At 54.7% G+C, this 25319-nt stretch carries 26 protein-coding genes and 1 tRNA gene; 15 read left to right on the top strand and 12 right to left on the bottom strand.

Annotated elements, in window-relative coordinates; translation table 11 throughout:
* Nucleotides 1-46 precede the first annotated feature (46 nt).
* The gene (locus AC2FHX_RS07415) at nucleotides 47-1318 is read right to left on the bottom strand and encodes an imelysin family protein (protein WP_496700717.1); all 1272 of its coding nucleotides are present in this window, start codon (nucleotides 1316-1318) and stop codon (nucleotides 47-49) included.
* Nucleotides 1319-1567: 249 nt separating this feature from the next.
* Here AC2FHX_RS07415 and AC2FHX_RS07420 point away from each other — a divergent pair, with 249 nt between their 5' ends.
* Entirely contained in the window at nucleotides 1568-2089 is a 522-nt protein-coding gene (locus tag AC2FHX_RS07420) for a ZrgA family zinc uptake protein (protein WP_496700715.1), read from the top strand.
* 57 nt (nucleotides 2090-2146) lie between these two features.
* Here AC2FHX_RS07420 and AC2FHX_RS07425 read toward each other — a convergent pair whose 3' ends face one another.
* The 4 genes from AC2FHX_RS07425 to AC2FHX_RS07440 form a co-directional block, all read right to left on the bottom strand.
* Nucleotides 2147-2683, bottom strand: a complete 537-nt coding sequence (locus AC2FHX_RS07425) for a bacteriocin fulvocin C-related protein (protein WP_496700713.1) — start codon at nucleotides 2681-2683, stop codon at nucleotides 2147-2149.
* 284 nt (nucleotides 2684-2967) lie between these two features.
* On the bottom strand, nucleotides 2968-4029 hold the full coding sequence (locus AC2FHX_RS07430) for a YeeE/YedE family protein (RefSeq protein ID WP_496676328.1): 1062 nt from the start codon (nucleotides 4027-4029) through the stop codon (nucleotides 2968-2970).
* Between the two features lie 41 nt (nucleotides 4030-4070).
* Nucleotides 4071-4379: an ArsR/SmtB family transcription factor gene (locus AC2FHX_RS07435; protein ID WP_142635976.1), complete on the bottom strand. Its 309-nt coding sequence runs from the start codon at nucleotides 4377-4379 to the stop codon at nucleotides 4071-4073.
* A gap of 100 nt (nucleotides 4380-4479) precedes the next feature.
* Nucleotides 4480-4854: a hypothetical protein gene (locus AC2FHX_RS07440; protein WP_496676325.1), complete on the bottom strand. Its 375-nt coding sequence runs from the start codon at nucleotides 4852-4854 to the stop codon at nucleotides 4480-4482.
* 80 nt (nucleotides 4855-4934) lie between these two features.
* Here AC2FHX_RS07440 and AC2FHX_RS07445 point away from each other — a divergent pair, with 80 nt between their 5' ends.
* The 14 genes from AC2FHX_RS07445 (at nucleotide 4935) to AC2FHX_RS07510 (ending at nucleotide 17848) form a co-directional block, all read left to right on the top strand.
* Complete coding sequence (locus AC2FHX_RS07445; protein WP_496700711.1) at nucleotides 4935-5675, top strand: cytochrome c biogenesis CcdA family protein; 741 nt, start codon at nucleotides 4935-4937, stop codon at nucleotides 5673-5675.
* A 14-nt stretch (nucleotides 5676-5689) separates the two neighbouring features.
* A complete protein-coding gene (locus tag AC2FHX_RS07450; protein ID WP_496688793.1) occupies nucleotides 5690-6268 on the top strand; it encodes a thioredoxin family protein in 579 nt (192 codons plus the stop codon).
* A gap of 131 nt (nucleotides 6269-6399) precedes the next feature.
* Nucleotides 6400-6876, top strand: coding sequence for a sulfur oxidation c-type cytochrome SoxX (gene soxX, locus AC2FHX_RS07455; protein ID WP_142635844.1), 477 nt, complete (start codon nucleotides 6400-6402; stop codon nucleotides 6874-6876).
* Nucleotides 6877-6922: 46 nt separating this feature from the next.
* Nucleotides 6923-7339, top strand: coding sequence for a thiosulfate oxidation carrier protein SoxY (gene soxY, locus AC2FHX_RS07460; RefSeq protein ID WP_142635846.1), 417 nt, complete (start codon nucleotides 6923-6925; stop codon nucleotides 7337-7339).
* 34 nt (nucleotides 7340-7373) lie between these two features.
* Nucleotides 7374-7703, top strand: a complete 330-nt coding sequence (gene soxZ, locus AC2FHX_RS07465; protein WP_142635848.1) for a thiosulfate oxidation carrier complex protein SoxZ — start codon at nucleotides 7374-7376, stop codon at nucleotides 7701-7703.
* 70 nt (nucleotides 7704-7773) lie between these two features.
* Complete coding sequence (soxA, locus tag AC2FHX_RS07470; RefSeq protein ID WP_496700709.1) at nucleotides 7774-8619, top strand: sulfur oxidation c-type cytochrome SoxA; 846 nt, start codon at nucleotides 7774-7776, stop codon at nucleotides 8617-8619.
* A gap of 87 nt (nucleotides 8620-8706) precedes the next feature.
* The gene (gene soxB / locus AC2FHX_RS07475) at nucleotides 8707-10404 is read left to right on the top strand and encodes a thiosulfohydrolase SoxB (RefSeq protein ID WP_496700707.1); all 1698 of its coding nucleotides are present in this window, start codon (nucleotides 8707-8709) and stop codon (nucleotides 10402-10404) included.
* Between the two features lie 24 nt (nucleotides 10405-10428).
* Nucleotides 10429-11691 carry a sulfite dehydrogenase gene (gene soxC, locus AC2FHX_RS07480; protein ID WP_496700705.1) on the top strand — a complete coding sequence of 421 codons (1263 nt, stop codon included), beginning with the start codon at nucleotides 10429-10431 and terminating at the stop codon, nucleotides 11689-11691.
* Nucleotides 11675-13000, top strand: a complete 1326-nt coding sequence (locus AC2FHX_RS07485; protein ID WP_496700703.1) for a c-type cytochrome — start codon at nucleotides 11675-11677, stop codon at nucleotides 12998-13000. Before soxC ends, AC2FHX_RS07485 begins: the two co-directional genes overlap by 17 nt.
* A 2-nt stretch (nucleotides 13001-13002) precedes the next feature.
* Entirely contained in the window at nucleotides 13003-13707 is a 705-nt protein-coding gene (locus tag AC2FHX_RS07490; protein WP_496700701.1) for a c-type cytochrome, read from the top strand.
* Nucleotides 13708-13734: 27 nt separating this feature from the next.
* Complete coding sequence (locus AC2FHX_RS07495) at nucleotides 13735-14997, top strand: NAD(P)/FAD-dependent oxidoreductase (RefSeq protein ID WP_281972435.1); 1263 nt, start codon at nucleotides 13735-13737, stop codon at nucleotides 14995-14997.
* An 80-nt stretch (nucleotides 14998-15077) separates the two neighbouring features.
* Nucleotides 15078-15512, top strand: coding sequence for a DUF302 domain-containing protein (locus AC2FHX_RS07500; RefSeq protein ID WP_142635862.1), 435 nt, complete (start codon nucleotides 15078-15080; stop codon nucleotides 15510-15512).
* 1 nt (nucleotide 15513) lies between these two features.
* Nucleotides 15514-16737, top strand: coding sequence for a 5-aminolevulinate synthase (hemA, locus tag AC2FHX_RS07505; RefSeq protein WP_271948160.1), 1224 nt, complete (start codon nucleotides 15514-15516; stop codon nucleotides 16735-16737).
* Between the two features lie 52 nt (nucleotides 16738-16789).
* Nucleotides 16790-17848 carry a YeeE/YedE family protein gene (locus AC2FHX_RS07510; RefSeq protein WP_496700698.1) on the top strand — a complete coding sequence of 353 codons (1059 nt, stop codon included), beginning with the start codon at nucleotides 16790-16792 and terminating at the stop codon, nucleotides 17846-17848.
* Nucleotide 17849: 1 nt separating this feature from the next.
* On the opposite strand, the gene AC2FHX_RS07515 is transcribed toward AC2FHX_RS07510, so the two are convergent.
* The 7 genes from AC2FHX_RS07515 to AC2FHX_RS07545 all read right to left on the bottom strand — a co-directional run bounded on the left by AC2FHX_RS07515 (nucleotide 17850) and on the right by AC2FHX_RS07545 (nucleotide 25267).
* Nucleotides 17850-18794: an MBL fold metallo-hydrolase gene (locus AC2FHX_RS07515; RefSeq protein ID WP_496700696.1), complete on the bottom strand. Its 945-nt coding sequence runs from the start codon at nucleotides 18792-18794 to the stop codon at nucleotides 17850-17852.
* Nucleotides 18791-19558: an MBL fold metallo-hydrolase gene (locus AC2FHX_RS07520; protein WP_496700694.1), complete on the bottom strand. Its 768-nt coding sequence runs from the start codon at nucleotides 19556-19558 to the stop codon at nucleotides 18791-18793. Before AC2FHX_RS07520 ends, AC2FHX_RS07515 begins: the two co-directional genes overlap by 4 nt.
* Before the next feature lie 500 nt (nucleotides 19559-20058).
* A tRNA-Met gene (locus AC2FHX_RS07525) sits at nucleotides 20059-20135 on the bottom strand.
* Between the two features lie 82 nt (nucleotides 20136-20217).
* Complete coding sequence (locus AC2FHX_RS07530; RefSeq protein ID WP_496700692.1) at nucleotides 20218-21192, bottom strand: alpha/beta fold hydrolase; 975 nt, start codon at nucleotides 21190-21192, stop codon at nucleotides 20218-20220.
* Nucleotides 21193-21294: 102 nt separating this feature from the next.
* On the bottom strand, nucleotides 21295-23715 hold the full coding sequence (locus tag AC2FHX_RS07535) for a GcvT family protein (RefSeq protein WP_271948150.1): 2421 nt from the start codon (nucleotides 23713-23715) through the stop codon (nucleotides 21295-21297).
* A 125-nt stretch (nucleotides 23716-23840) separates the two neighbouring features.
* Nucleotides 23841-24065, bottom strand: a complete 225-nt coding sequence (locus tag AC2FHX_RS07540) for a hypothetical protein (RefSeq protein WP_496700690.1) — start codon at nucleotides 24063-24065, stop codon at nucleotides 23841-23843.
* 47 nt (nucleotides 24066-24112) lie between these two features.
* On the bottom strand, nucleotides 24113-25267 hold the full coding sequence (locus AC2FHX_RS07545) for an aromatic ring-hydroxylating oxygenase subunit alpha (protein WP_496700689.1): 1155 nt from the start codon (nucleotides 25265-25267) through the stop codon (nucleotides 24113-24115).
* Nucleotides 25268-25319: the final 52 nt, after the last annotated feature.

The following is a 25319-nucleotide window of genomic DNA, read 5'->3' on the forward strand; positions in this document are numbered from 1 at the left end:
AAATAAGTTGGGGGCGGGATAATCCTCCGCCCCCGAACCGCTAGGTTTACTGGAAAACAGCCGTCGGGTTGTCCAGGCTTTCAGAACCTTCGAACTCAATCTGATCGACGTCCAGAATGGTGACGATCCGCTCGATTGTCTTGGTCTGGTCCACCAGCCCGTTCACACCGCCCATGATCAAAACTTCGCCACCTTCGTTGCCGCGTTCCAGCATCTGGTCATAGGCGAACCCGGCCTCGGCTGTGGATTTGATCCGACCCAGCGCCTGCATTGTGTTGGCCAGCTTCAGCTTCATCTCGGCGTCTAGAGATGGGTCGGAGGCAATCACCAAATCCGAAAGCGATGCGCCGCTGACAGGAGTTCCGTCGATGCGGGTATAGCTGCCTAAATAGACGTTCTGAATGCCAAGACCATCATAGTAGTGGCTGTTATGCGTGTTGTCCGAGAAGCAGTCATGCTCTTCCTCGGGATCGTTCAACATCAAGCCAAGACGCATCCGCTCACCGGCCTGCTCACCATAGGACAGCGAGCCCATTCCGGTGAGGATCGCGCTTATTCCTGCGCTCTCATTTTCGGTCAGGGCAGTTCGGGCCGCACCTCCGTCCTGCCATTGGGTCGCCATCCATTCCAAATCGGTGACCAGCAGTTCAGTCACGGCCTCAAGGTACTGGGCGCGGCGGTCACAGTTACCGCCGGTGCAGGCATCACCTTGGGCATAGTCCGTCCATGGACGGCTACCCGCGCCTTCACCGTGGCCGTTCAGGTCCTGGCCCCACAACAGGAACTCAATCGCGTGGTAACCAGTGGCGACGTTGGCCTCGATCCCGTCTGCCTCGTGCAAAGTGCCCGACAGCAGTTCCGGGGTGATGTCGTTGGCATCGATTGGTTCGCCTGAAAGTTCAAAGCTTGGGTTGGCGATGACGTTCAATGCGGCGAACTCATTCTCGTCGCTCGGGCCGCCGTAGGTGGTGTCTACATAGTCGATCAAGCCCTCATCCAGGGGCCATGCGTTCACTTTACCTTCCCAATCATCAACGATCGCATTTCCGAACCGATAAACCTCGGTCTGCTGATAAGGGACGCGGGCCGCAATCCAAGCGGAACGGGCGGCATTCAGTGTTGCGTCGTTTGGTTCGGAAATCAGCGCGGTCACGGCGCGTTGCAGCGATTTGGCTGCAATCAGGCTGTCATCGTACTTCGCCTCGGCGATATTGGCGTAGGTATTCAGAACATCGGCTTTCGAGGGGGTCTCGGTTGCAAAAGCAGAGGTGGCGGCCATCAGAGCCACGGCGCTTGTCAGGTTCAGGGGGGTATTCATTGGGGGGTAGTCTTTCTTGTCAGATAACAATGGGTTCGCGCGATGCGACGCTCGACCAATTAACTGATAGAAATAGTCAACTAAGTCAACCTGAGTTTTATAGTCAGGTAAATTGTGAGTGAAAATAGCTCATTCCTACCCAAATCTAGTGGGCTTTGGTGTATTGTGACGCGATTGCGCGAATGTTTTTTCAGTTTAGAGTCGCTTAGTTGATTCTTTTCAGATGGTTCCATGGTCATGAAGTTCTTAGTGTTTGTTTTAACGCTTTTCCCGGTAAACGCGTTGCCTCAGTCCCAGGTTGCAAATCAGCACGAGCATGGGCAGGGCCGATTGGCGGTTTCCTTTTCGGAAGCCGGGATTTCAATTTCCCTTGTGGTTCCCGGTCTTGACGTCCTGGGGTTCGAAGGTCCAGCGGAAACCGAAGGCGATCAGGCCTCGGTCGCCGGAGCCATTTCCGAATTGTCTAACCCGCTTGATCTGTTCAGTTTGCCTGAAGAGGCGGGGTGTTTCACTGTCTCGGCCAATGTCACCCTGTCTGGTGAAGGGTTGGGACCGGTCGTAGACAACGGATCAAATGTGCATACCGAATTCAGGGCAGACTATCAGATGCAGTGCCAGGACATGACGCATCTGGACCACGTCACCTTTCCTTATTTTGACCGCTTTCAACGTGCTGAATCTCTGATTGTTCAGATCGACATATCCGGGAAGGTTGATCGTCACACCGTGACGCGCGACGCGCCTGATTTAGACCTCAACACAGGCCTGTAGTTTGGCAAAGAATGCAAAGGCTTTGCTGCCGGAATAGGTAGAGCTTTCCTGCGTTCTTCAGCACCAGTTTCCAGTGCAAAGGCCATCGCATGTCTGAAGCCAGAGGACCCCACATCCAACGTTAGTCTTCTTGCACCCACCGGCAAGACATTCCTGCATTGCCCCACAATCATTGTGCCACCACATACAGGATCTCGAAGACGAACATGTGCAGGTAGGCGGCGCGCCTTTAGCAATTTCGATAATCGGGCTATCGCAAGCATTGCCGCCGAGTTGCTGCGTATATTTATGAAACACCGAGTGATCTGGAAAAACCTTCTCGATCACAGGCGACAACTCCTCAAGACGAGAAGTGGCCGTATGGTTCGCTTTGTCTTCGGAGTAGCAGTCAGGATTGAGTAAATCCTCTAGCTCGGAAAGTAACCGGCACTGAGACTTGTCAGACAGTGCCGCAATGCCTTCACTAAGCCGGTCTTGCCACACTGCCGCCTGAACAGCGGCGGGAAGGCAGTCAAAAATTGACTTCTGTTCGGCGATGTTCAATGCAGACAAGCCGATCCGAAATTTTGAGATAGATGATACGGGATTGTACATAGTAGCCCCCTTTTCTAAGGGGCCATCATAACACATTTTTCGTTTGCGCGTTTGTCACGACCTTCTGAGGGCGCAGAGAACAGGCTGAATCAAGGGCTCGATAAGCTTGGTATGTCCTTAGAAGCGAGATCGAGGACGAAGTCGGAAAGAGAGCGTTTTGGCTTGCTTTTGTGATGGCAGAGTCGCCAGCACCATCACAAATTAACCGGGTTTCTTTAGGTCTTGGTGCAGCGCATCAGCTGCACCGGTGCAAACCCGGATTCCCGCTGATTTGAACTGTGAACTCAACGCTCAGTTATGAAGGACAGTCCAGACACGAGCTGTCTCAATCCAAGTGCTGCGCCTGCAAAGATTGCAGCGAATGTTACGGGCGCGCTGTAGGCCAGAAGTGAGAATGCAGATATGCCTTGCCCGACGCTGCAACCAACCGCGATGATCGCACCTGGACCCATAATCGCAGCGCCCAGCATTTGTCGCTTGAGTTCACGTGGATCTTCGCATGCTTCCCATCGGAAATGGCCTTTAGACCACGACCCCAGAAACGCGCCAATGAGAACGCCGGAGACTGATCCGACCGCAAAGGACAAAGTGTTTCCGGACGCAGTCATAAGGTAGAAAATAGTGTCACCCAGGGGTGCCGCGAAGGTATGGGTTTGCACCGGCTCACCATCGAAACCATGTGTCGCAACCCAATTCGTGCCAAGCCAGCCCGAAACGATTGCCAGTCCAACTACAGACCCCCAAAACACCTGTGCCGGAGTGCGGCGGAAGCGATGGCTTGCCAAAGCAAAAAACACCAAAGCCACACCGATAACAGAGCCAACGCGCCAAGCTGGAATAGAGGTCAACCGTTCGGCAAGAAAGCTAATGCTCTGGGGGCCATTGAGATCCATTTCCTCTGGAAAGATCCATACCCGCAGATAGGCGAGGGGTCCGGACATTACGACGTAAGCGGAAAGACCCATGATCAAAACAATTACGAATGATCGAAGGTCACCACCTCCCAGCCTTGCCAGCGCGCCATAGCCGCAGTTACCGCAGATGGCCATTCCGTACCCGAACATGAGGCCCCCCACGATCGAACCGAGGGGGTTCCAGGTCTGTGCAAGATACCTTGTTCCGACAGGGTCAAGTCCCCCCAATGCCATAGCTGTGTGGCTGCCGACAATCGCAACACCGATTGCCATTGCCCACATGCGCAGCCGCCGGTCATCATCTGCGTAAAGGTAGTCTTCGATTGCACCCAACGTGCAAAAACGGCCGATGCGTGCGGCCAATCCCAATACGATGCCACCAATCAAACCGATCAGAGCAACGGTATTTGTGTCTCCCAATGCTTCGAGCATTGCCAGTCTCCTCCCAAAGCTGGCGGCTTTCTGACCGGCTTCTACTTCTCCCTGCAGAAAAGGTCGTAAACGACTTCCAGGATTTGGGTCGAACGATCATCAGCCAATCTGTAGTAGATCGTTTTCCCCTCGCGTCGTGTCTTCACCAAGCCCTCGAAGCGTAAGCGGGAGAGTTGTTGAGACACCGCGGCTTGACGCGCTGAGAGCATTTCCTCCATCTGCGTGACCGATTTTTCCCCTGACGACAGATAACACAAAATCATCAGGCGCCCCTCATGGCTGATTGCCTTGAGGAAATTTGACGCGGTCTGAGCATTCTCCATCATTCTGTCCATGTCTTCGGCGCACATGTCCTTGGAGAACACAGGCAGGTTCGAAGATTTGTCCAACAAGATCGCCTCGCTTTCATGGCTTCACGCATTCAAAACAGTTTATGTAATATACCGCAGTTTATCCAGAGGTCTCAATTAGTATCCCAGCGTCACGCAGTAAAACGCCCAACACACCCCAGAAAAAATCTTCACCGGGATAGCCTTCGATTCGTCCGACCTCTCGGCCATTGTCCAACAGAACAAAGGTTGGTGTGTAGTAGAGAGGCCGTTCCAATGTGATGTCGTCAGGCATGGCTGCGTGGATATCGACACGCCGAAGCGGTGCGGCATTTCCTTCAGGTGTCTTAGTGTAGATTTCTGAAATTTCGGAGTCCCAGCGGGCGCACCACATGCACCCATCTTCTTCTGCCATCAGAAGTGTCATTTCGGCCCGTAAAGCCACGGGAAAAACAAGCAACGTGATCGCAAGCAAACGTGGGATTAGGTGGCGCATCCAAAGCTCCGATTGACCGCAGTGACATATCTTTATAATTTTGAATGTGTGAATGATAGCGCGCCAGGACAGGTTTGACCATGCTCGACATTACAATTGCAGGAGCTTTGGTCGCCGGACTTTTGTCCTTTCTGTCGCCCTGCATCCTGCCAATTGTGCCGTTTTACCTCAGTTATCTGGCGGGTGTCGGGATGGAGCAGATTACTGCGACATCCGCCATTTCCAGCGAGGTTCGCCGCCGGGCAACGCTTGCTGCAATCGCATTTGCGGCTGGAATCATAACCATCTTTATGGCTCTCGGGGCCACGGCTTCGATATTTGGTCAGCTGGTACGAGAATACTTCGATATTCTGCGTTGGATTGCTGCAGCCATCATCATAGCGATGGGCCTGCATTTCCTGGGGTTAATTCGCATCGGGTTCCTGTATCGGCAGTTACGTGCAGATATTGGCGAGACATCAAACGTGAGCCTCACTGGGGCATATGTACTTGGATTGGCATTTGCTTTTGGCTGGACGCCCTGTGTTGGGCCGGTGCTCGCTGCAATCCTGTTTACAGCGGCCGGAACTGAAACGGCTTGGCGGGGCGCGGGGCTTCTGTTCGTTTACGGGGTTGGAATGACTGCACCGTTTGTTCTGGCGGCCTTTTTGGTTCGCCCCTTCATGCAATGGATGGTGCGGTTCAGGAAGCACTTGCCGCAGATCGAAATGGCAATGGGGGGGCTGTTGATCCTGTTCGGGGTCCTGATCGCAACCAACTCGATCAATCACATAGCACAATGGATGCTGGACTATATGCCCTGGCTTGCGGCCATTGGTTAATCCGGGAGGAAGACATGAAACGCACTTTGTCAGTTTTGATCGCATGCATGATAGGGGCTGCAGTCTCTGCTGCTGATCTGGGCGACGATGGATTGCATAAAACACCGTGGATGCGTGATACGTTCAAAGATCTTCGCGAGGATCTTGAAGAGGCGTCAGGTGAAGGTAAGCGGTTGGTTTTGTTCATTGAACAACGGGGCTGCATCTACTGTAAAAAGATGCACGAAGAGGTTTTCCCACAGCCCGACCTGGCGGCGTTTATCGAAGAGAACTTTTTTGTCGTCCAGCTGGATTTGCATGGAAGCACCACTGCCACTGATTTTGACGGAGAAGAGAGTGAGCAAAGAGCGCTGATGCGCAAATGGGGGATTCTGTTTACCCCAACGCTTGTTTTTCTGCCGGAAGAGGTGCCCGAGGCTGCCTCAGCCATCGATGCTGCCGTTGCTGTAATGCCGGGAGCATTCTCCAAGGGAACAACCTTAGACCTTTTCACCTGGGTCGATCAGAAGCGATATGAACTTGATAATGGCGAAGATTTCCAAAGGTATCACGCGCGGCGCATTCAGGAGCGAAACAATATTTCGCAGGAGTGAGATTGGACGTTACAGATAAAAAAATTCATTATGATGAATTTGATGTTGCGATGAACCATGTTCGTCGACTACGGTGCACAAAGTCTTTGGGTCGCAAAGCGCCACAGGCGCGGTAGCAAATGGGAGGGATCATGAAGCTGAGACTCTTAACACTGGCATCCGCTATGATGGGCGTTGCCGCATTTGCCGAAGAGACAAGTCCGAAAGACGTACCCTATGACGACTATGGTGCAATCGAGGTCTCTCTGACCGATGTTAATGGTGACGCGGCAAACGGTGCACTCATCGTTGGCGACAAGTCCAAAGGCAATTGCGTGGCATGCCACGCGGTCTCAGCTTTGGCGGACATTCCGTTCCATGGTGAGGTTGGCCCGATGCTGGATGGCGCCGGTGATCGTTGGACCGAAGCAGAGCTTCGCGGTTTAGTAGCAAACGCAAAAATGACGTTCGAAGGCACGGTAATGCCGGCGTTCTACAAGGATGACGGTTATATCCGGCCAGGCGATGCCTATACGGGCAAAGCGCCAACGGCGCCTCTAACGACGATCCTGACTGCACAGGAAATTGAGGACGTGGTCGCGTTTCTAGCGACACTGAAAGAGGAATAATCTCGCCTTCTGGCGTGGCTTTTCGAAGATTCAAAGGAGATTGAAAATGGAACTCTCTCGCCGCGAGACTCTGGCCCTTGGGCTGGGCGCCGCGTTCCTGACAATTATGCCGCTACGAGCGAATGCAGCTGCTGAAGATGCGATCTCCGCATTTTCAGGCGGGGCAGATGTGGCTGATGGCGGTGTTACACTGACGGCACCGGAAATCGCGGAAAACGGAAACACCGTACCAATCGAAGTCAGTGCTCCGGGCGCAGCTGCAATTCTGATCGTGGCCGCAGGCAACCCCGAACCGGGCGTGGCAACGTTCAATTTCGGCCCGCTGGCTGCTGAACAAGCCGCTTCAACCCGCATCCGTCTTGCCGGAACGCAGGATGTCATTGCTGTGGCGAAGATGGCAGATGGCAGTTTTGCCAAAGCGTCCGCGACCGTAAAAGTGACAATCGGCGGTTGCGGCGGTTAATCGCCACGCGCCCTGAAGAACAGGAGATTAACCAATGGCATCCGGTGTAAAGCCCCGCGTCAAGGTTCCAAAGACAGCCGCTGCTGGCGAAGCTGTTACGATCAAGACTCTGATCAGCCACAAGATGGAAAGCGGCCAGCGCAAGGATAAAGAAGGCAACGTCATCCCGCGCTCGATCATCAACCGTTTCACCTGCGAGTTTAACGGTGAAATGGTGATTGATGTGACTATGGAGCCTGCGATTTCGACAAATCCGTACTTCCAGTTCGAAGCAACCGTGCCCGAGGCTGGTGAGTTTGTCTTCACCTGGTACGATGATGATGGCTCAGTTTACGACGAGAAGAAAACGATCGAGATCGCCTGACGGCTCGACCACTAAGGAAGGTTAGCGCTGGTTGTGATTTCTGGCGCTGGCCCACCAAGGGAGGAACGTAATGAATACCAAGGCACTTACGGCGATCGCGGCTGTTCTGGCTTTCCCAATGGCAGCAATGGCTGGACCGGACGAAGATAATCTTGTGATCAATGACGAGCTGAATATGACCTCGGTCACCGAGGCCGCGGCGCATCTGGAGAATTTGGACACGATCTATTCGGGTTGGCATTTCCGCACAGATGAAACTCAGGCACTGCAGATTGATGATTTTGACAATCCGGCAATGATCTTCGTCGATCAGGCAGCCGACCTCTATGAGACAGTTGATGGTGCTGCAGGTGAAAGTTGTGCCTCGTGCCATGATGGAGTGGAAAGCTTCAAAGGACTGCAGGCGTCCATGCCCAAGGTCGATGCTGAAAGCGGCGAGCTGGTGGTTATGGAAGATCTGATAAACAAATGCCGTACCGATCGCATGGAGGCCGATGCCTGGAAATGGTCTGGTGGTGACATGCAGGGTATGGTCGCATTGATCGGTCTGCAGTCACGCGGGATGCCCATGAACGTTGCTATTGATGGTGATGCCGCGCCATTCTGGGAAGAGGGCAAGGAAATCTATTATACCCGCTACGGTCAGTTGGAACTGAGCTGCGCCAACTGTCATGAAGAAAACTGGGGCAATATGATCCGAGCGGATCACCTGAGCCAGGGTATGATAAATGGATTCCCTACCTATCGTTTGAAGCAGGCCAAACTGATCTCGCGCCACAATCGGTTCCGCGGTTGTATTCGCGATACACGTGCTGAAACCTTTGCCGAAGGGTCGGACGAGTTCCGGGCACTGGAGCTCTATGTCGCTTCGCGTGGCAACGGGCTTTCAGTCGAAACCCCAGCTGTACGTCAATAACGAATGACCCGCCTGGGCAATGCCCGGAGCGGGTTTTTCACCTATATAACATTCACACATATATATGTGTAAAAGGAAAGCTGATAGATGATTTCTCGACGTGACTTCTTGCAGGTTTCAATGGCGGCCTCGGCTCTGTTCGGAGCGTCCGGGTTTGGCAACTGGGCCAGGCTTGCTGCGCAGCAAAGTCTAACGCAGGATCAACTGCTAGAGTTCGAGACCTTTGGCAATATCAGCCTGATTCATGTCACCGACATTCACGCGCAACTCAAACCAATTTATTTCCGTGAACCCGAAGTCAATCTTGGTATTGGCGATGCAAGAGGACAGATGCCACATGTTACTGGCGCCGCGTTCCGCAAGGCATACGGGATAGAAGATGGAAGCCCGTCGGCCTATGCGCTGACCTACACTGATTTTGAGTCACTGGCCAAGACCTACGGTCGGGTGGGTGGCTTGGATCGGGTCTCAACTGTCATCAACGCCATTCGAGCGGACCGTCCTGATGCGTTGCTTCTTGACGGGGGTGATACTTGGCACGGTTCTTACACCTGCTATCAGACGGCCGGTCAGGACATGGTTAACGTCATGAATGCGCTGAAACCCGATGCGATGACTTTCCATTGGGAGTTCACGTTGGGCAGTGATCGTGTCAATGAGATTGTTGAAGGTTTGCCTTTTGCCGCCTTGGGGCAGAACATTTTTGATGCGGAATGGGATGAACCCGCAGAGATGTTCAAACCCTACAAGTTCTTTGATCGGGGCGGTTCCAAGATTGCGGTGATCGGACAGGCCTTCCCGTACATGCCGATTGCAAATCCGGGATGGATGTTCCCCGAATACTCGTTTGGGATCCGGGATGAGAACATGCAGGCAATGGTGGACGAAGTTCGCGATGCCGGCGCCGATGTCGTTGTTGTCCTAAGCCATAACGGCTTTGATGTGGATAAGAAGATGGCGGGTCGTGTTCAGGGGATAGACGTTATCCTCAGTGGCCACACCCATGACGCGCTGCCCGAGCCGGTTCTGGTGGGTAAAACGCATATCATCGCCTCTGGATCGAACGGCAAATTCGTCAGCCGTGTGGATCTCGACGTGCGCGATGGGCAGATGATGGGGCTAAAGCACAAACTTATCCCGATTTTCTCTGATGTTATTGCACCAGATCCTGCGATCACTGCTCTGATAAATGATCAGCGCGCGCCTTATGAGGCGGCGCTGAGCGAGGTGATCGGCAAAACAGACTCGTTGCTGTACCGCCGCGGCAACTTCAACGGCACTTGGGATGACCTGATCTGCGATGCTCTGATCAATGAGCGTGAGGCAGATATCGCAATGTCGCCCGGCGTCCGTTGGGGGCCGTCAATCCTTCCGGGACAGGAAATAACGCGCGAGGATATTTGGAACGTCACTTCAATGTCCTATCCGAACGCCTATCGCACAGAAATGACCGGGGAGTTCATCCATGTCATCCTGGAAGATGTCGGCGACAATCTGTTCAATCCCGACCCCTATTACCAGCAGGGTGGCGACATGGTCCGCGTTGGCGGGCTGGGCTATCGGATCGACGTAACCAAGCCGCAGGGGCAGAGGATCAGCGACATGACGCTGTTGAAAACCGGTGAGGCGATCGACCCGGCCAAGTCCTATGTCGTGGCCGGTTGGGCCAGCGTCAACGAAGGCACCGAGGGCCCGCCGATTTGGGATGTCGTCGAAAACCATGTTCGCAACCTTGGCACCGTAACGGTGCAAGAGAACACCAGTGTCGAAGTAATCGGCGCTTAAGAAACCGATGGAGACCTAAGAGATATGGATGACGCGTTCAAACCGTCCCGCCGGGCCTTCCTGAAAGGCAGTGCCGCGGTCGCCGCAGGATCCGTTGCAGGTGCGGCAGCGGCAGAAACACCCGACCCACTGATAACAGAGCTTCAGGATTGGGCATCTTATACGGGGGCAGGTGTTGATGAGACTCCTTATGGCATGCCGATCAGCTTTGAATCCCATGTCGTGCGCCGCAATGTGGAATGGCTGACCGCCTCTCCGATTTCGTCGATCAACTTCACGCCGATCCACGCGCTCGATGGCACGATCACTCCGCAGGGATGCGCCTTTGAGCGTCACCATTCAGGCGCGATCGAGCTGCGCAAGGAGGACTACCGCCTGATGATCAACGGGCTGGTTGATCGCCCGCTTGTCTTTACATACGAAGACATTGAGCGGTTCCCGCGCGAAAACCACGTGTATTTCTGCGAATGTGCGGCGAACACAGGTATGGAGTGGGCTGGTGCGCAACTCAACGGCGTCCAATTTACTCATGGCATGATTCACAACATGGAATACACCGGTGTTCCGCTGCGCGCGCTGTTGCAGGAAGCAGGTGCCGACATCTCACCTGACAAATGGGTCTATGTTGAGGGCGCAGATGCGTCGTCCAATGGCCGCTCTATCCCGATGGAAAAAGCGCTGGATGACGTGTTGGTTGCATTCAAGGCGAATGGCGAAGCGCTGCGGATGGAGCATGGGTACCCTGTGCGTCTCGTGGTGCCGGGTTGGGAAGGCAACATGTGGGTCAAGTGGCTGCGCCGGATCGAGGTTGTTGATATGGCGGTCGAAAGCCGCGAAGAAACATCAAAATACACCGATGTTTACGTCGATGGCACGGCCCAGAAATGGACTTGGGTGATGGATGCTAAATCTGTCATCACCTCACCCAGCCCGCAAATGCCGATCAAACACGGACCGGGTCCGCTGGTCATTTCCGGGCTTGCCTGGTCAGGCCACGGACAAATTACACGGGTCGATGTGTCAATGGACGGTGGAATCACATGGGAGACAGCGCGTCTTGGTAAGCAGGGCGACACCAAGGCTCTTACACGTTTCTATCTCGATACGAACTGGGACGGGGCGCCAATGCTCTTGCAGGCCCGGGCGATAGACGAGACCGGTTATGTGCAACCAACCAAAGACCAGTTGCGTGAAAAACGCGGAGAAAACTCGGTCTACCACAACAACTGTATCCAGACTTGGTACGTGAGCGCAGAAGGGATCGCCGAGAATGTTGAAGTCTCTTAGTCATGTTTTCCTGCCCGTATTTGGCGGTACGGCGTTGGTGCTTGCGGTAGCTGTGTCTTTCGCGAACCGGAACTACGGCCACTCGAAGATAGAGACATTGGAAACCCGGATAGGGCAGGTTGAGGCGCATGCAGCAGTTGCCCAGGGGAATGCGGAAGCAGAATCCAAACGAGCAGCCGAACTGGAGATCAAAGTCGAAGAAATCCAGGCAGCGGCGGCAGAACGGGTCGCCAATGGTGCGAACTTGACCGCATCCGCGCCCATCCGCGAGAGTAGCCTTGGGCTTGGGCGGTCGGCACTGAAGGAAGAGATCGCGGCCTGGGACGTTGACGTCTTGCCTGATGGGCGTGGCCTACCCGTAGGTTCAGGCGACGTCTGGACCGGAGAAGAGGTGTTTGTGGCCCGCTGTGCGTCGTGCCACGGTGAATTTGCCGAAGGTGCCGATAACTGGCCTGTTCTGGCCGGTGGGTTTGACACGCTTGCAGACGAAGATCCTGTAAAAACCGTTGGGTCATATTGGCCACATTTGTCGACTGCCTGGGATTACATTTCCCGCTCAATGCCTTTTGGTGAAGCGGGCACGCTGACAGCGGATGAGACCTACGCAATTGTCGCATACATCCTCTACTCCAATGATTTGGTGGATGACGATTTCGAGCTAAACAACGAAAACTTCGCCGAGTTCAAAATGTACAATATGGACGGTTTCGTTGTCGATGTACGACCCGAGACCGAATACACTGAATGGCGCGAAGAGCCTTGCATGGAGAACTGCAAGGCAGAGACCGCCGTCACGATGCGTTCTGTTTTTCTGGTTGAAACACCCGCGGAGGGTGGTTCGAACTCGGTCATGAATAATGCCAGCCCGGATGAGTTGCCGACGTTTTCGGCAGAAGGCCCCTCGTTCATTCCAACTGCAGCACCAAAGCCTGATGAAGAGGTCGCAGCCATACCGGCCGCTCAAGAAACCGAAGTGACAGACGAGGTTACAGAACTGGCTGCTGCCGGAGAGAAAGTCTTTAAGAAGTGTAAATCCTGCCATCAAATTGGTGAAGGTGCAAAGCACAGCACTGGGCCTGCTCTGAACGGGGTAATCGGAGCTAATGCTGGATCGGTCGAGGGCTTCAAATACTCCAAAGCGATGCAGGCGTCTGCGGAGGCGGGACTAGTCTGGACCGATGAAGAAATGACTGCCTTTCTTACGAAGCCCAAGGAATACATGAAAGGCACAAGGATGTCTTTTGCAGGTCTCAGAAAACAGGACGATATCGAAGCTTTGATCATCTATCTTAAGACGTTTGGAAGTTGACGATGCGTTTGTCGAACGCGCTTGTCTGTGCCGCGTTCTTTGGGGCTACTGCTTCATCGACCTACGCTGCAGAAGACCTTGGCGATGCTGAGGCAGGGAAAGCTGTGTTTGCCAAATGCAAAGGCTGTCATCAGGTTGGAAAGGGGGCCGAAAACAAAATCGGTCCGCATCTGAATGGGATTTTTGGGCGCAGGGCAGCTGGTCTGGATGGCTTTAGCTATTCCAAAAGCCTTGCGCGCGCGGGTAGCTCGGGTCTGGAGTGGCACGCTGACACACTGTCTGCGTACATCGAAAACCCACGTGCATTCGCGTCAGGCACCAGGATGAGTTTTGGTGGCCTGAAAGACCCGGAAGACCGCGCCAACGTGATCGCCTATTTGCGGGATTTTTCCGACAATCCTCAGGACATCCCAGAAGCGGACCCGACGGCGAAGGGCACGGATCATTCTATCGACCCCGCGATCTTGGCGATTCAAGGAGATCCGGAGTACGGCGCATATCTCAGCAGCGAATGTACAACGTGCCATCAGATCGACGGAGGCGATGAGGGCATTCCCTCGATCGTGTACTGGCCTGACGAAGACTTCGTGGTCGCCATGCACGCATATAAAGACAAACAGCGGCCACACCCGGTCATGCGAATGATTGCCGGACGGCTGAGCAATGACGAGATCGCGGCATTGGCTGCCTACTTCAATAATCCATAGTGACTGTGTCCAAGAGGAGGAAACGCGATGACGCTAAATAGACGAGTATTTCTTGGAGCCGCCGGGGTGGTAGCAGCCGGGTTATCGGCACCGATGGTGTTGGCGCAAGGCAAACCACGCGTGGTAATTGTCGGCGGCGGTGCGGGCGGTGCAACTGCTGCGCGCTACATCGCAAAAGACAGCAGGGGTGAGATCGACGTAACGTTGATCGAGCCGTCGCGGACCTATTACACCTGTTTCTTCTCAAACCTGTATCTGGGAGGGTTTCAGGAGCTTTCGGACATTGCCCACAGCTATGGCACGCTTGCCGCGAACTACGGCATCAACGTGGTGCATGATTGGGCCACAGGGGTGGATCGCGATGCCAAGACGGTGTCCTTGGCAGGTGGCGGGTCTGTTCCATATGACAAGCTGATCCTGAGCCCGGGTATCGACTTTGTTGATGGTGCGGTCGAGGGCTGGGACGTCTCGGCGCAAAATAAAATGCCGCATGCGTACAAGGCTGGATCTCAGACCGAGCTTCTCAAGGCGCAGATCATGGCAATGCCTGAAGGCGGTACATTTGCAATGGTCGCGCCACCGAATCCGTACCGTTGCCCACCCGGACCGTATGAGCGGGTTTCAATGGTTGCGCATGTTCTGAAGGCGAACAACCCGACAGCAAAGATCATCGTTGCTGACCCGAAACCGAAGTTTTCCAAGATGTCATTGTTCCAAGAGGGTTGGGCCAACCACTACGAAGGAATGGTTGACTGGATCGGCGAAGATTTCGGCGGCGGCAATGTCGCCGTAAACCCGGATGCAATGACCGTTACTATCGACGGCGAAGAAACCAAGGTCGATGTCTGCAACGTGATCCCAGCGATGAAAGCCGGACGCATTGCGGAAATGGCAGGGGTGACCGATGGCAACTGGGCACCCGTGAACGCCGCGGATATGTCCTCCAAAGCCGACCTAGATATCTACGTTCTTGGTGACGCCAGCCAACAGGGTGACATGCCCAAATCCGGCTTCTCGGCCAACAGTCAGGCGAAAGTCTGTGCGAATGCCGTGCGAGGTGCGTTGACCGGGTCCAAAGTTTTTCCGGCCAAGTTCTCCAACACGTGCTGGTCGCTCATCGACACCGATGATGGTGTCAAGGTTGGCGCAACTTACGAAGCGACTCCCGAAAAGATTGCCAAAGTGGACGGCTTTATCAGCCAGACCGGCGAAGATGCGGACTTGAGAAAAGCAACTTATGAAGAGTCGCTGGGTTGGTACGCTGGTATCACTTCAGACATGTTCGGTTAAGGTATTCAGGGGCTTTGACTGGTGTCAAAGACCCTGATGAGCAATCTGAGAAGATGCGGCTCAAGAGGAGGATTAAAATCATGAAACACTTTATCGCTGTAGCCGCGTTTTCCACTGTTCTGGTGAGCCATGCGTTTGCGGAAGAGATCATCACCGCCCCATTTGACGGCAGTTTTGATGATGCAACCTTCGCCGTCGAGTCCGCGATTGTCGGACAGGGACTGGTCATCGACCATGTAAGCCACGTAGGCGACATGTTGAATCGCACGGGCGCTGATGTCGGCAGTGACAAGCAGATATTTGCGGCCGCAGACATCTTCATTTTCTGCTCGGCAAAAATCTCGCGCGAGGTGATGGAAGCCGACCCTATGAATATCGGCTTCTGCCCCTACGGGATTTTTGTAGCCGAGGACGACAGTGGCGTGATGGTGGGATATCGAGGCTACCCTGACGGGCCAATGCAAAAGGTTCAGACCCTGTTATCCGAGATCGTCGAAGAGGCCGTAGGGAATTGAAATGAACTATCAGCAGTTTTTTCGTGATCAACTGGACCAGCTTCAAGAGGAAGGGAACTATAGGGTCTTTGCGGATCTCGGAAGGCAGTGCGGTGCATTCCCGACCGCGCGCAATTACGAAGAAGGCGGTCCCGAAAAAGTCACTGTCTGGTGCTCAAATGATTATCTTGGCATGGGTCAACACCCCTGCATTCTTGCAGCAATGCACCATGCGATTGATGAGTGTGGTGCCGGGGCGGGTGGTACGCGGAATATCTCTGGAACCACTCATGAGCACGTTTTGCTGGAACAGGAACTTGCCGACTTGCACTGCAAAGAGGCGGCATTGCTATTTACGTCCGGCTACGTCTCAAACTGGGCGGCTTTGGGAACTTTGGCCTCCCGCATTCCTGGCATCACTGTACTGTCAGACGAGTTGAACCATGCCTCGATGATAGAGGGAATTCGCCACAGCCGTTGTCAAAAGCGGATCTGGAAGCACAATGATATTGCAGACCTTGAAAGGCAACTTGCTGACATACCAGCCAACGCACCAAAGCTCATCGCGTTCGAAAGCGTCTATTCCATGGATGGTGATATAGCGCCAGTTGCCGAGATCTGTGATCTGGCGGATCGCTATGGCGCGATGACCTATTTGGATGAGGTTCACGCCGTAGGGCTTTATGGACCGCGCGGCGGTGGCATCGCCGAACGTGAAGGCCTGATGGATCGCCTAACCGTTATCGAGGGGACATTAGGCAAAGCCTTCGGTGTCGTCGGTGGATACATCGCGGCGTCGAAAGAGCTTGTGGACTTCGTCCGGTCCTTTGCCAGCGGGTTTATCTTTACCACTGCATTGCCTCCGGCCGTAGCCGCAGGTGCGGCAGCCTCGGTTCGGCACCTGAAGCAAAGCAATGCGGAACGATATCTGCACCAGCAGCGAGTGCGCGAAGTTCGAGACAGGCTGGACGAACTGAGTATTCCCCATACTCCGAACCCAAGTCACATCATTCCGGTCATGGTCGGCGATCCGGTTAAGTGTCGCTTCATCTCTGATGTACTGATGCGTGACTATGGAATTTACATCCAGCCGATCAACTATCCAACCGTTCCCAAGGGAACGGAGCGTCTACGGATTACACCGTCGCCGGTGCATTCTACTGAAGACGTGGATCGACTGGTATCTGCATTGGGTGAGTTGTGGACGCAATGCCAGTTGGCGCGCAGGCCAATGGTCGCGCAATGACAACTTGACCGAAGACAAGGATGCACACGTTACGAAGTGAGAGTTTCTGTTGATGGAGAGACTCATCGATCTGTTGGGAGACTCTGGTGCCTTGGCATCTGCCGGAGTGCTCGTCGGTATCTTGTTCGGCGTGACGGCTCAGAAGTCTCACTTTTGTTTAAGAGCGTCGGCAGTCGAAGTCGCCGAAGGCGAGCTAGGTCCCCGCTTGGCGGTTTGGCTGATCGCCTTCACCACTGCGCTCGCCTTGGTACAGGCGCTTATCGCGTTTGAGTGGCTAGACCTGTCCGAGACACGTGCAATCGCGTCGACAGGTAGCCTGAGCGGCGCGGTAATCGGTGGAGCGATGTTCGGCGCAGGCATGGTTCTGGCGCGTGGATGTGCATCTCGCCTTTTGGTATTAGCCTCCTGCGGTAATTTGCGCGCCCTGGTTACGGGATTGGTTTTGACCTTAGTGGCTCAAGCCGCCTACACAGGTGTTCTTAGTCCCGCCCGCGAGTTGCTGTCTGGTATCTGGGCTGTCCCAGGAGGCGCGCCGCGTGATCTTTCAGAAATACTTGGGCTCTCGCCAACGGTTTATACAGCCGTTGCAGCGTTGGGATTGGTGTCGGCCATTGTCTTTGCGTCCCACCGGAAAGTCGCGCCTATAAGGATCATAGCGGCCGCAGGAGTTGGCCTGGCTGTGGCGCTCGGCTGGTTGATAACATTTGCCATCGCGCAAGCATCTTTTGAAGTCGTGCCTGTGTCTTCAGTCACGTTTACCGGACCGGCCACGGACACACTAATGGCGTTGGTTGCAAGTCGAAACGTTGTGTTGTCCTTCGGTATCGGCCTTGTCCCAGGCGTAGTAATTGGCGCGGCAGGCTCAGCCTTGACTGCAGGGGAGTGGAAGATCGAACGATTTGGCTCGGATACTCCGATGGAACGCTACCTCGTAGGGGCTGTTCTCATGGGGTTTGGGGCCATGCTGGCGGGAGGTTGCGCGGTGGGTGCCGGGCTTTCAGGAGGGTCCGCCCTGTCATTGACCGCATGGGTTGCCGTATTTTTCATGTGGGTCGGGGCGATCAGCACGCATAGACTATTGATGCTAATCCCTGTTCCGCAACATTCCTGAGCTACTCGAATTCCATCTGTTCGAAAACGCGCCCTGCATTTTTCGTGGCCAGTTCTTCAAACGTGTCCAGGTTGGCATAAGGTGACTGATCGACGTAGTAAGCCTCAGCCAGATCACCTCCTGCATCCATATGCTCTTGAATCTTGCCGCGCAGATATATCAGGTAGTCGCGTGTATAGCGGCGCACCTGATCCATGTTCGTAGGATGGCCGTGTCCCGGTATCACATAAGTGGCATCTAAAGCCTCGAATTCGGTGTCCCAAGTTTCAAGCCAATCCGCTGTATAGGTGTCTTGAAAGATTGGCAGCATGCGTTCGTGAAACGCCATGTCTCCCGCAATGACAAGGCTTTGGTTCGGCAACCAGATCGAGATATCGCCGGGACTATGGGCAGGGCCGAGGTACTTTGCCTCAATCCGGAATTCACCCATCTCAACCACGTACTCATCATCGAATGTCTCGGTTGGGCCAGCCAGGAATGTTCCGTCTGCCTTGTCCTGATTGTATCGCTGCATTCCCTGCAGAATTTGCGGGCCATATTCCTCGAATTCGGCCGCTGCTTCTGAATGTGCGATGATCGGAATGCCGAGTTCTGACCAGTAAGCGTTGCCAAGCATCGCGTGCCCCTGGCCATTCTCGTTGAAGACAAGTCTGACCGGCTGATCCGTGATGGCCTGAATTTCCTTGTGAAGCGCTTCGGCAAGGACATAGGCTGCACCGCCGTTTATGACGACTACACCTTCACCGGTTACAATGAAGCTGAGATTGTTGTTGTGACCAGAGTTCTCGTAGGTCGGTGGGGCGGTTGCGCCAATGGCGGAATAGACGCCAGGGAAATACTCGACCGGTTTGGAATACAGCACGCTTTGCGGATATTGGTCTGCAATTTCCTCGCTTGCCCAAGCTGGTGCGGCCAAGGCCAAGGCAATCGCAAGCGTTCGTATCATGTTGGTTCTCCAATGAACTTATACGCAGAGCCAGTTTTTTCGACCCGGCCGATTCCACCATTCGGCAGGTGGAAGCCAATTATCTTCATTTGCTCGCGAGAAATCTGATCTAGCAGCAAACTACGAGTTGCTGCAGCTGCCTGTGGATCCTGATCCGTGCCACTGTGCCAATCAGGCCGTTCAAAAGCCACGTGTGGATTTCCCAACGCGTCGCCGACAATCATCACGGATTCACTGCCGTTGCGGATTTCAAACGCCATGTGGCCAGGTGTGTGCCCAAAGCTTGCACGGGCGGCAATGCCTGGAAGGATCTCTTGTCCGTCGTCAAAGAACGCCACCTGATCCTCAATTTCTTCCATCCGGCGCTTCGCGCCTACAGCGAACGCAGCGCGATCTTCTCCTATTGAATCCACCGTTGAAGGGTTCCACCAATAATCCCACTCTTTACGACCAAAGTGATGCGTCGCGTTGGGGAAAAGCAGGTCGTCGAAGTCATCCAAAATGCCCCAGATGTGATCCGGATGCGCATGGGTGAAAATCACGTGCGAAACGTCTTCGGGCGACAGGCCGATTGTTTCAACAGTTTCCATAAGTTTGCCAGACGTAGGCATGAAATCCGGCCCAGCTCCGACATCGAATAATACCGTGTTTTTACCATCACGATAGAGCGCCACGTTGCACTCTGGCTCGTACTTGGTCGCGTCCACTCGATTGCGATTCAGAAGCTGCTCGAGTTCTTCTTTCGGCATGGAATCAAAGATCATTTCCGGTGGCAATGACAGGTACCCGTCTGATACGGTTGAAATCCGAGCTGAAGGGCCGAGTTGCAACTCGGCCCTCACGATCCTGGATTGAGTACCAAGCATCCCAAGGCAAGCGGCGCTGTACAAGAAAGTGCGGCGAGAAAATGTATTTCCATCCATACACAATCAATAAAATGAATGTTATTATTTGTAAATGGAGAAAGAAAGGCTGTGTGTGCAAAGCTGCTTTCGTCTTGATCACTAAGAAGTCTACTCAACTTCTTCGGTACCGGCGGGTAAGTTAGCGATTACACCGGTGCCCCTGAGAGCCTGCATCTCAACTCTTGGAGCGAAATGGGACTGGTTGCGGCGTGTGGCGTTTCCCGCTTTTTCGTGACGATTCCCAGTTCTTTTTGAACACAAAATTCGTCTGCTGTTACCCAAAATGCCACCCAAACCATGTTTGCGGTACGTGAGAGCAACGCTGAGTTCACGTTTCTAACTGATATGTTATGGGAATTTGGTAGCGGAGGAGGGACTTGAACCCCCGACACGCGGATTATGATTCCGCTGCTCTAACCAACTGAGCTACTCCGCCATGAGTGAATGGCGATTTAAGGGAGGGGTTGGGGAGGGTCAAGAGGGAAATGGCGCCTTTGTTGGGAATATTTTAGCTGGGACTAATCCGAATTCGGCACAACCGTCGCCCTGGGTTCTGTATTTTGTACCACGCCGCGAATGAAGTTGTTGCAGATGTCCGGGACTGTCAGGGGGATCATATGGCCCAGCCCTTCGATCTGTTCAAAACTCAGACCAAACGCCTGCATTGATTCACCGTGTTGCGTGGCTGACAAGAGCGCATCCTGTGCACCAAACAATATGGAGCCAGGCACTTTTAGGTCGCCATAACGGGCGACCTGCGCCGGCATGCTCTGTTCAATCCCGATCACATCCTGTGAGGCGCTGATAAACGCGGATGGACGCATCCCCAAAGCGCCGCCGGCGCGGTCCAGAAAGTCTTGGGGCGCGGGTTCTGGCGCAAAAGCCGCGCTAAGGGTGTGCGGTGCGGTTTTTGCGGCCAGCGGGACGGCAATCGTGTTGCCGATCAGACTGCGCAGCCATGCTGTCCGGATTTCAAGCGGTTTGAACACGGCGGGCGGCCCGGGCATCGCCTGAGTAAGCGGAGCTAGCAGGGCCAGCGCTTTGATCTTGTCCGGGTAATCCAGCGCCATCGCCAGAGAAACCGCGCCACCCAGCGAATGGCCGACCAGAATTGGGTTGCTGACCCCCTTTGCCTCTAGAAATTCATGTATCATGCGGCCCTGTTCGGGCAACCGCCCAAGCTCTGCCGTCTCACGAGTTGAGTATCCGCAACCGGGGCGATCCACGGCAATGACGTGAAAATCCTCGGCCAGTTTATTCATCAAGGCGTAGGTGAAATGTTGCAACTGCCCGGCCAGCCCATGAATGAGCACAACCGTCTGATTGGAAGGGTCGCCCTTTTCCACATAGTGGATATTGCCGCCGCGCACGGGAATGATAACCCCCGGTTGTGGGACACGCATCCGGCCGTCACGGGTCAGCTTGCGTGTCCAAAGATTCATCGCAACAAGAAACAGCGCAATGAACAGCGCAATAGTCAGGAAGATTGTCATCAGCCTATCCTCTGGATGGAGCAGATCAGATTACTGACCGGATAGCGCCACAACCCGAAGGCAATGTCCACAGCTCGCTTAAAGGATCTAATGCGGACTGGGTTAGCCGCGCAAGATCGTCCCAGTTGGATCAAAGGGCGGTTCTTTCAGGATCGTTGCCCTATGCGGGCGCCCTAATACCATGACCTCGACCCTATCGCCGGCCTCGGCACCCGAAACATAGCCCAAGGCCAGCGACATACCCACGGAATAGCCATAAGCGCCCGATGTCACCCGACCGATTCCGCGCCCGTCCATGAAAATGGGTTCGCCTCCGGTCGCGTCAGCGTTCGAAGCTGCGGTGTCGGCTTCGTCCAGATGCAGCAGGACAAGCTGCTCTCTGGCCGGAGAGGTCATGGCAGAATTGGCGGCATCTTTGTTTAGGAACGATTTGTCGAATTTGCACAACCGGTCCAAACCGACCTCGTGTGGCCAGTATTCGGGGCTGTATTCGCGCCCCCAAGACCCATAGCCCTTTTCGATCCTCAGCGACATCAGTGCGCGGCTGCCAACTGGGCCTGCGCCGAACTCTTTTCCGGTCTCGATCAGCGCCTCATACAGGCGGAGCTGATCTTTCGCGGCGCAATGCACCTCCCAGCCCAGATCGCCGGTGAAGGAGACACGCAGCGCCAGGACCGCAATTCCGGCGATTTCGATCTGTTGCGAGCGCATGAAGGGGAAATCCTCGGGGCTGAGCGAGGTATTCGTAAGCCGTTGCAGGATTTCCCGCGATTTCGGGCCAGCCACGTTAAAGCCGCAAGTCTCTTCGGTGCGGCTTTCGAAACGGGTGCCATCGGGCAGAGGAACCTGTTTGAAGAACCGTTTGTGATAGCGCTCGGCCATGCCCGAGCCGATGATCCAGAATTCGTCGTCGGCCACGCGGGTCACGGTGAAATCGCCGGCAATACCTCCCCGTTTTGAGATCAGCGGGGTCAGGCAGGATCGACCAACCGATCTCGGCATGGAATTTGCGAATACGGCATTAAGCCAACCCTCGGCTCCCGGACCTTTGCAAACATATTTGGCAAAGTTTGAGATGTCGATGATCCCGGCCCGATCGCGCAGCATCCGGCATTCCGCGCCCACCGGTTCCCACCAGTTCTGGCGTATGAATCCGTTGGTGTCCGTGGCGCCGGGCGCCTCTGCGAACCACAGCGGGTGTTCCCATCCGACATTCAGGCCAAAGACCGCACCCATGTCCTTTTGCCTGTCATAAATCGGGCGGGTCCGGGCAGGGCGTCCTGCGCTGCGTTCTTCATTTGGGAAGTGGATGGCAAAGCGGTGTGCGTACTGGTCCTGCACGCGGGCTTTGATGAAATCTTTGGTGGCCCATGTGTCGAACCGCGCCACGTCCCAGGCGAACATGTCGTATTGGGTTTCGCCTTCGATGATCCACTGCGCCGCCATCAGGCCCATGCCACCCGATTGCGAGAATCCCGGGATGATGCCGTTGCAGCAGAAATAGCCGTCGACCTCGGGCACTGGTCCCATCAGAACGTTGGCATCCGGTGACCAGATCATCGGTCCGTTGATGACCCGTTTGATCCCGGCGTCGCCCACGGCAGGTACGCGTTCGATGGCGTTCATCATATTCTCTTCGATCCGCTCCAGATCGTCGGGAAACAGATCATGGGCAAAATCCAGGGGTGTGCCGTCCTCGGCCCAGAATTTCATATCCTTTTCATAAGCCCCCACCAAAAGGCCCTGACCTTCCTGCCGCAAATAGTACTCGCCATCGCGGTCACTGACCGAGGGCAGGCGGGTATCATGCGCCGCGACGTCAGCCATGGTTTCGGTGACGAAATACTGATGCTCGGTCGGTTGCAGGGGTAGCTCGATCCCGGCCAACATGGCAACTTCGCGGCCCCAAAGACCGGCGGCATTCACAACCCACGGCGTTTGGATGTCCCCCTTAGGGGTGCGTACGATCCAGGTGCCGTCTTCTTGCTGATCTGTCGCAGTGACTGGCGTAAAGCGGTGGATTTCGGCCCCACGCTGGCGCGCGCCGACAGCGTAGGCGTTGGTGACCCCCGAGGGATCAACATTACCGCCATCAGGTTCGTACATGACACATCGGATGCCATCGTAATTGACCAGCGGGTTCAGACGCTGCGCCTCTTCGATGCTGATCTCATAGAAATTCATCCCGTACAGCTTGGCCTTGGCGGCCTGCAGCCTCAGCTGGTGCTCGCGCTCTTCGGTTTGGGCCAGATATAACGAGCCGGGCTGGAACACGCCGCAGCTTTGGCCGGTTTCAGCCTCAAGCTCTTTGTACAGCGTCATCGTATAGTGTTGGATGCGGCTGATATTGGTGCTGTCATGCAGTCCGTGGATGTTCGCCGCCGCGTGCCAGGTCGAGCCGGATGTCAGTTCATCCCGTTCCAACAGCACCACGTCTGACCACCCCGATTTGGTCAGGTGATACAGGATCGAGCACCCAATCACACCCCCGCCGATTACCACTGCCTGTGCATTTGTCTTCATGAGTCTGTCATCCAAAATTTTGGTCTTGTCGTCATGTGTTACCAGTACTGAACCCAAGACAACGGGTTTAAATTTCACGTGGGATTGAACAGATATAAACCAAGGTTAGTCTCCGATGCCCACCACTATGCACGTCCATACTCGACCAGTCTGCGGTTCAATTCATCTGTTTCAGAGGCCCCGGCTTCCAGGGCGAATACAAAGGCGTGGGTCAGGTAAAAACAGGCCGCGTCGATATCTTGCACCGCTTCGCATTCATCTGCTGCAATAGTGTAATAGCGGACCAACGCGGCGGGATCATCATGATCATGCGCCTCAAGTAGCAAGCGATCCAGTTCTGTTCTGTCCATCGGGTCTCCGTCGCGTCTGGCCAGTCGTGCGTGGCCAGACAGCTGGTTCAGTCGGCGCGACCGCTTTCAATCTGCGTCGCAACCCAGTGATGGAAATTATGGGTCGGACCATCCATCACCGGAGAGAACCGACCGCCGTCGAACAACATTCCGTGCCGACCCTTTTGCATCCCTTCAACAACGAACACATCCTCTTCAAACACAGTTTTCCATTGCTGGGCGTTTGCCGCCCTCAGGCCATCATGTTCAGGTGTGTCTTCGATGCTTTTGGCATAATAAAGCTCGATATGCTCAACGGTATTTTCGTGATCAACGGGTTCCAGGACAATGGCAAAGGCATGGTCACGCTGCACACCCAAAAGAACATTTGGATACACGGCCACATACTCTGCGCCCTCATTCCATTGATCGCTTAGCCCGTCGAAATCGGCGAATGTGGTGCCGTCATGGTCAGTGAGTTGTCGATAGACCAGCGTGCCTTGACCGGAATAATGCCCGCGCATTTCGATGTTATAGTGATCTTCAAGTCGCGAATAACTGTTCAGGCCGGGATGCACCCAGGGCAGGTGATAGCTTTCGCAATAGTTCTCAACCGCCAGCTTCCAGTTGGTCTTGACCTCCAACTTGAACGAAGAGGCCTCACCGCCGTGATGTACTGGTTGATCAAACTCTTTCCAGCGTTCCAATAAGGTGGCGTGCGCCTCTTCGAATTCGGGTGCATTGCCGTCCACATTAACAAAGACCACGTCCCGCCAGACATAAGAGCGAATACGGATAAGGCCCAGAGATTTGCGATCCACGTCCTCATGGGTGTTGTGACCGGCGCCGCCAACATGTGGCGTCGCACGCAGCTCTCCCTTCAGGCTGTAGCACCAGCTGTGATAGGGGCAACGGATCGCGCCACTTATCTTGCGAGGGGTATCGACAAGGATCATCCCGCGGTGACGGCAGGTATTTTGAAATACGCCAACCTCACCATCCCGATCCCGCACGATTAGTAAAGGCATGCCTAGGAAATCGACCGGCATGGCATCGCCTTCCTCGGGCACGTCTTTGCCAAAGCCGATCCCGGACCAGTTGGCGTACAAAACCGATCTACGCTCTTCGGCGAAAAGTGCCGGGTCGATATAGTGTTCGTTTGGCAGGCCGTTTGCGACATTCACATCGACCAGAACGGAAGACAGCGCAGTATGCTTGTTCATCGGGCTCTCCTGCAGGTGTTGTTTGGTCTCTATTGGCGGATACGCTGGCATC

It is taken from the genome of Ruegeria sp. CDSC042 (assembly GCF_059610745.1).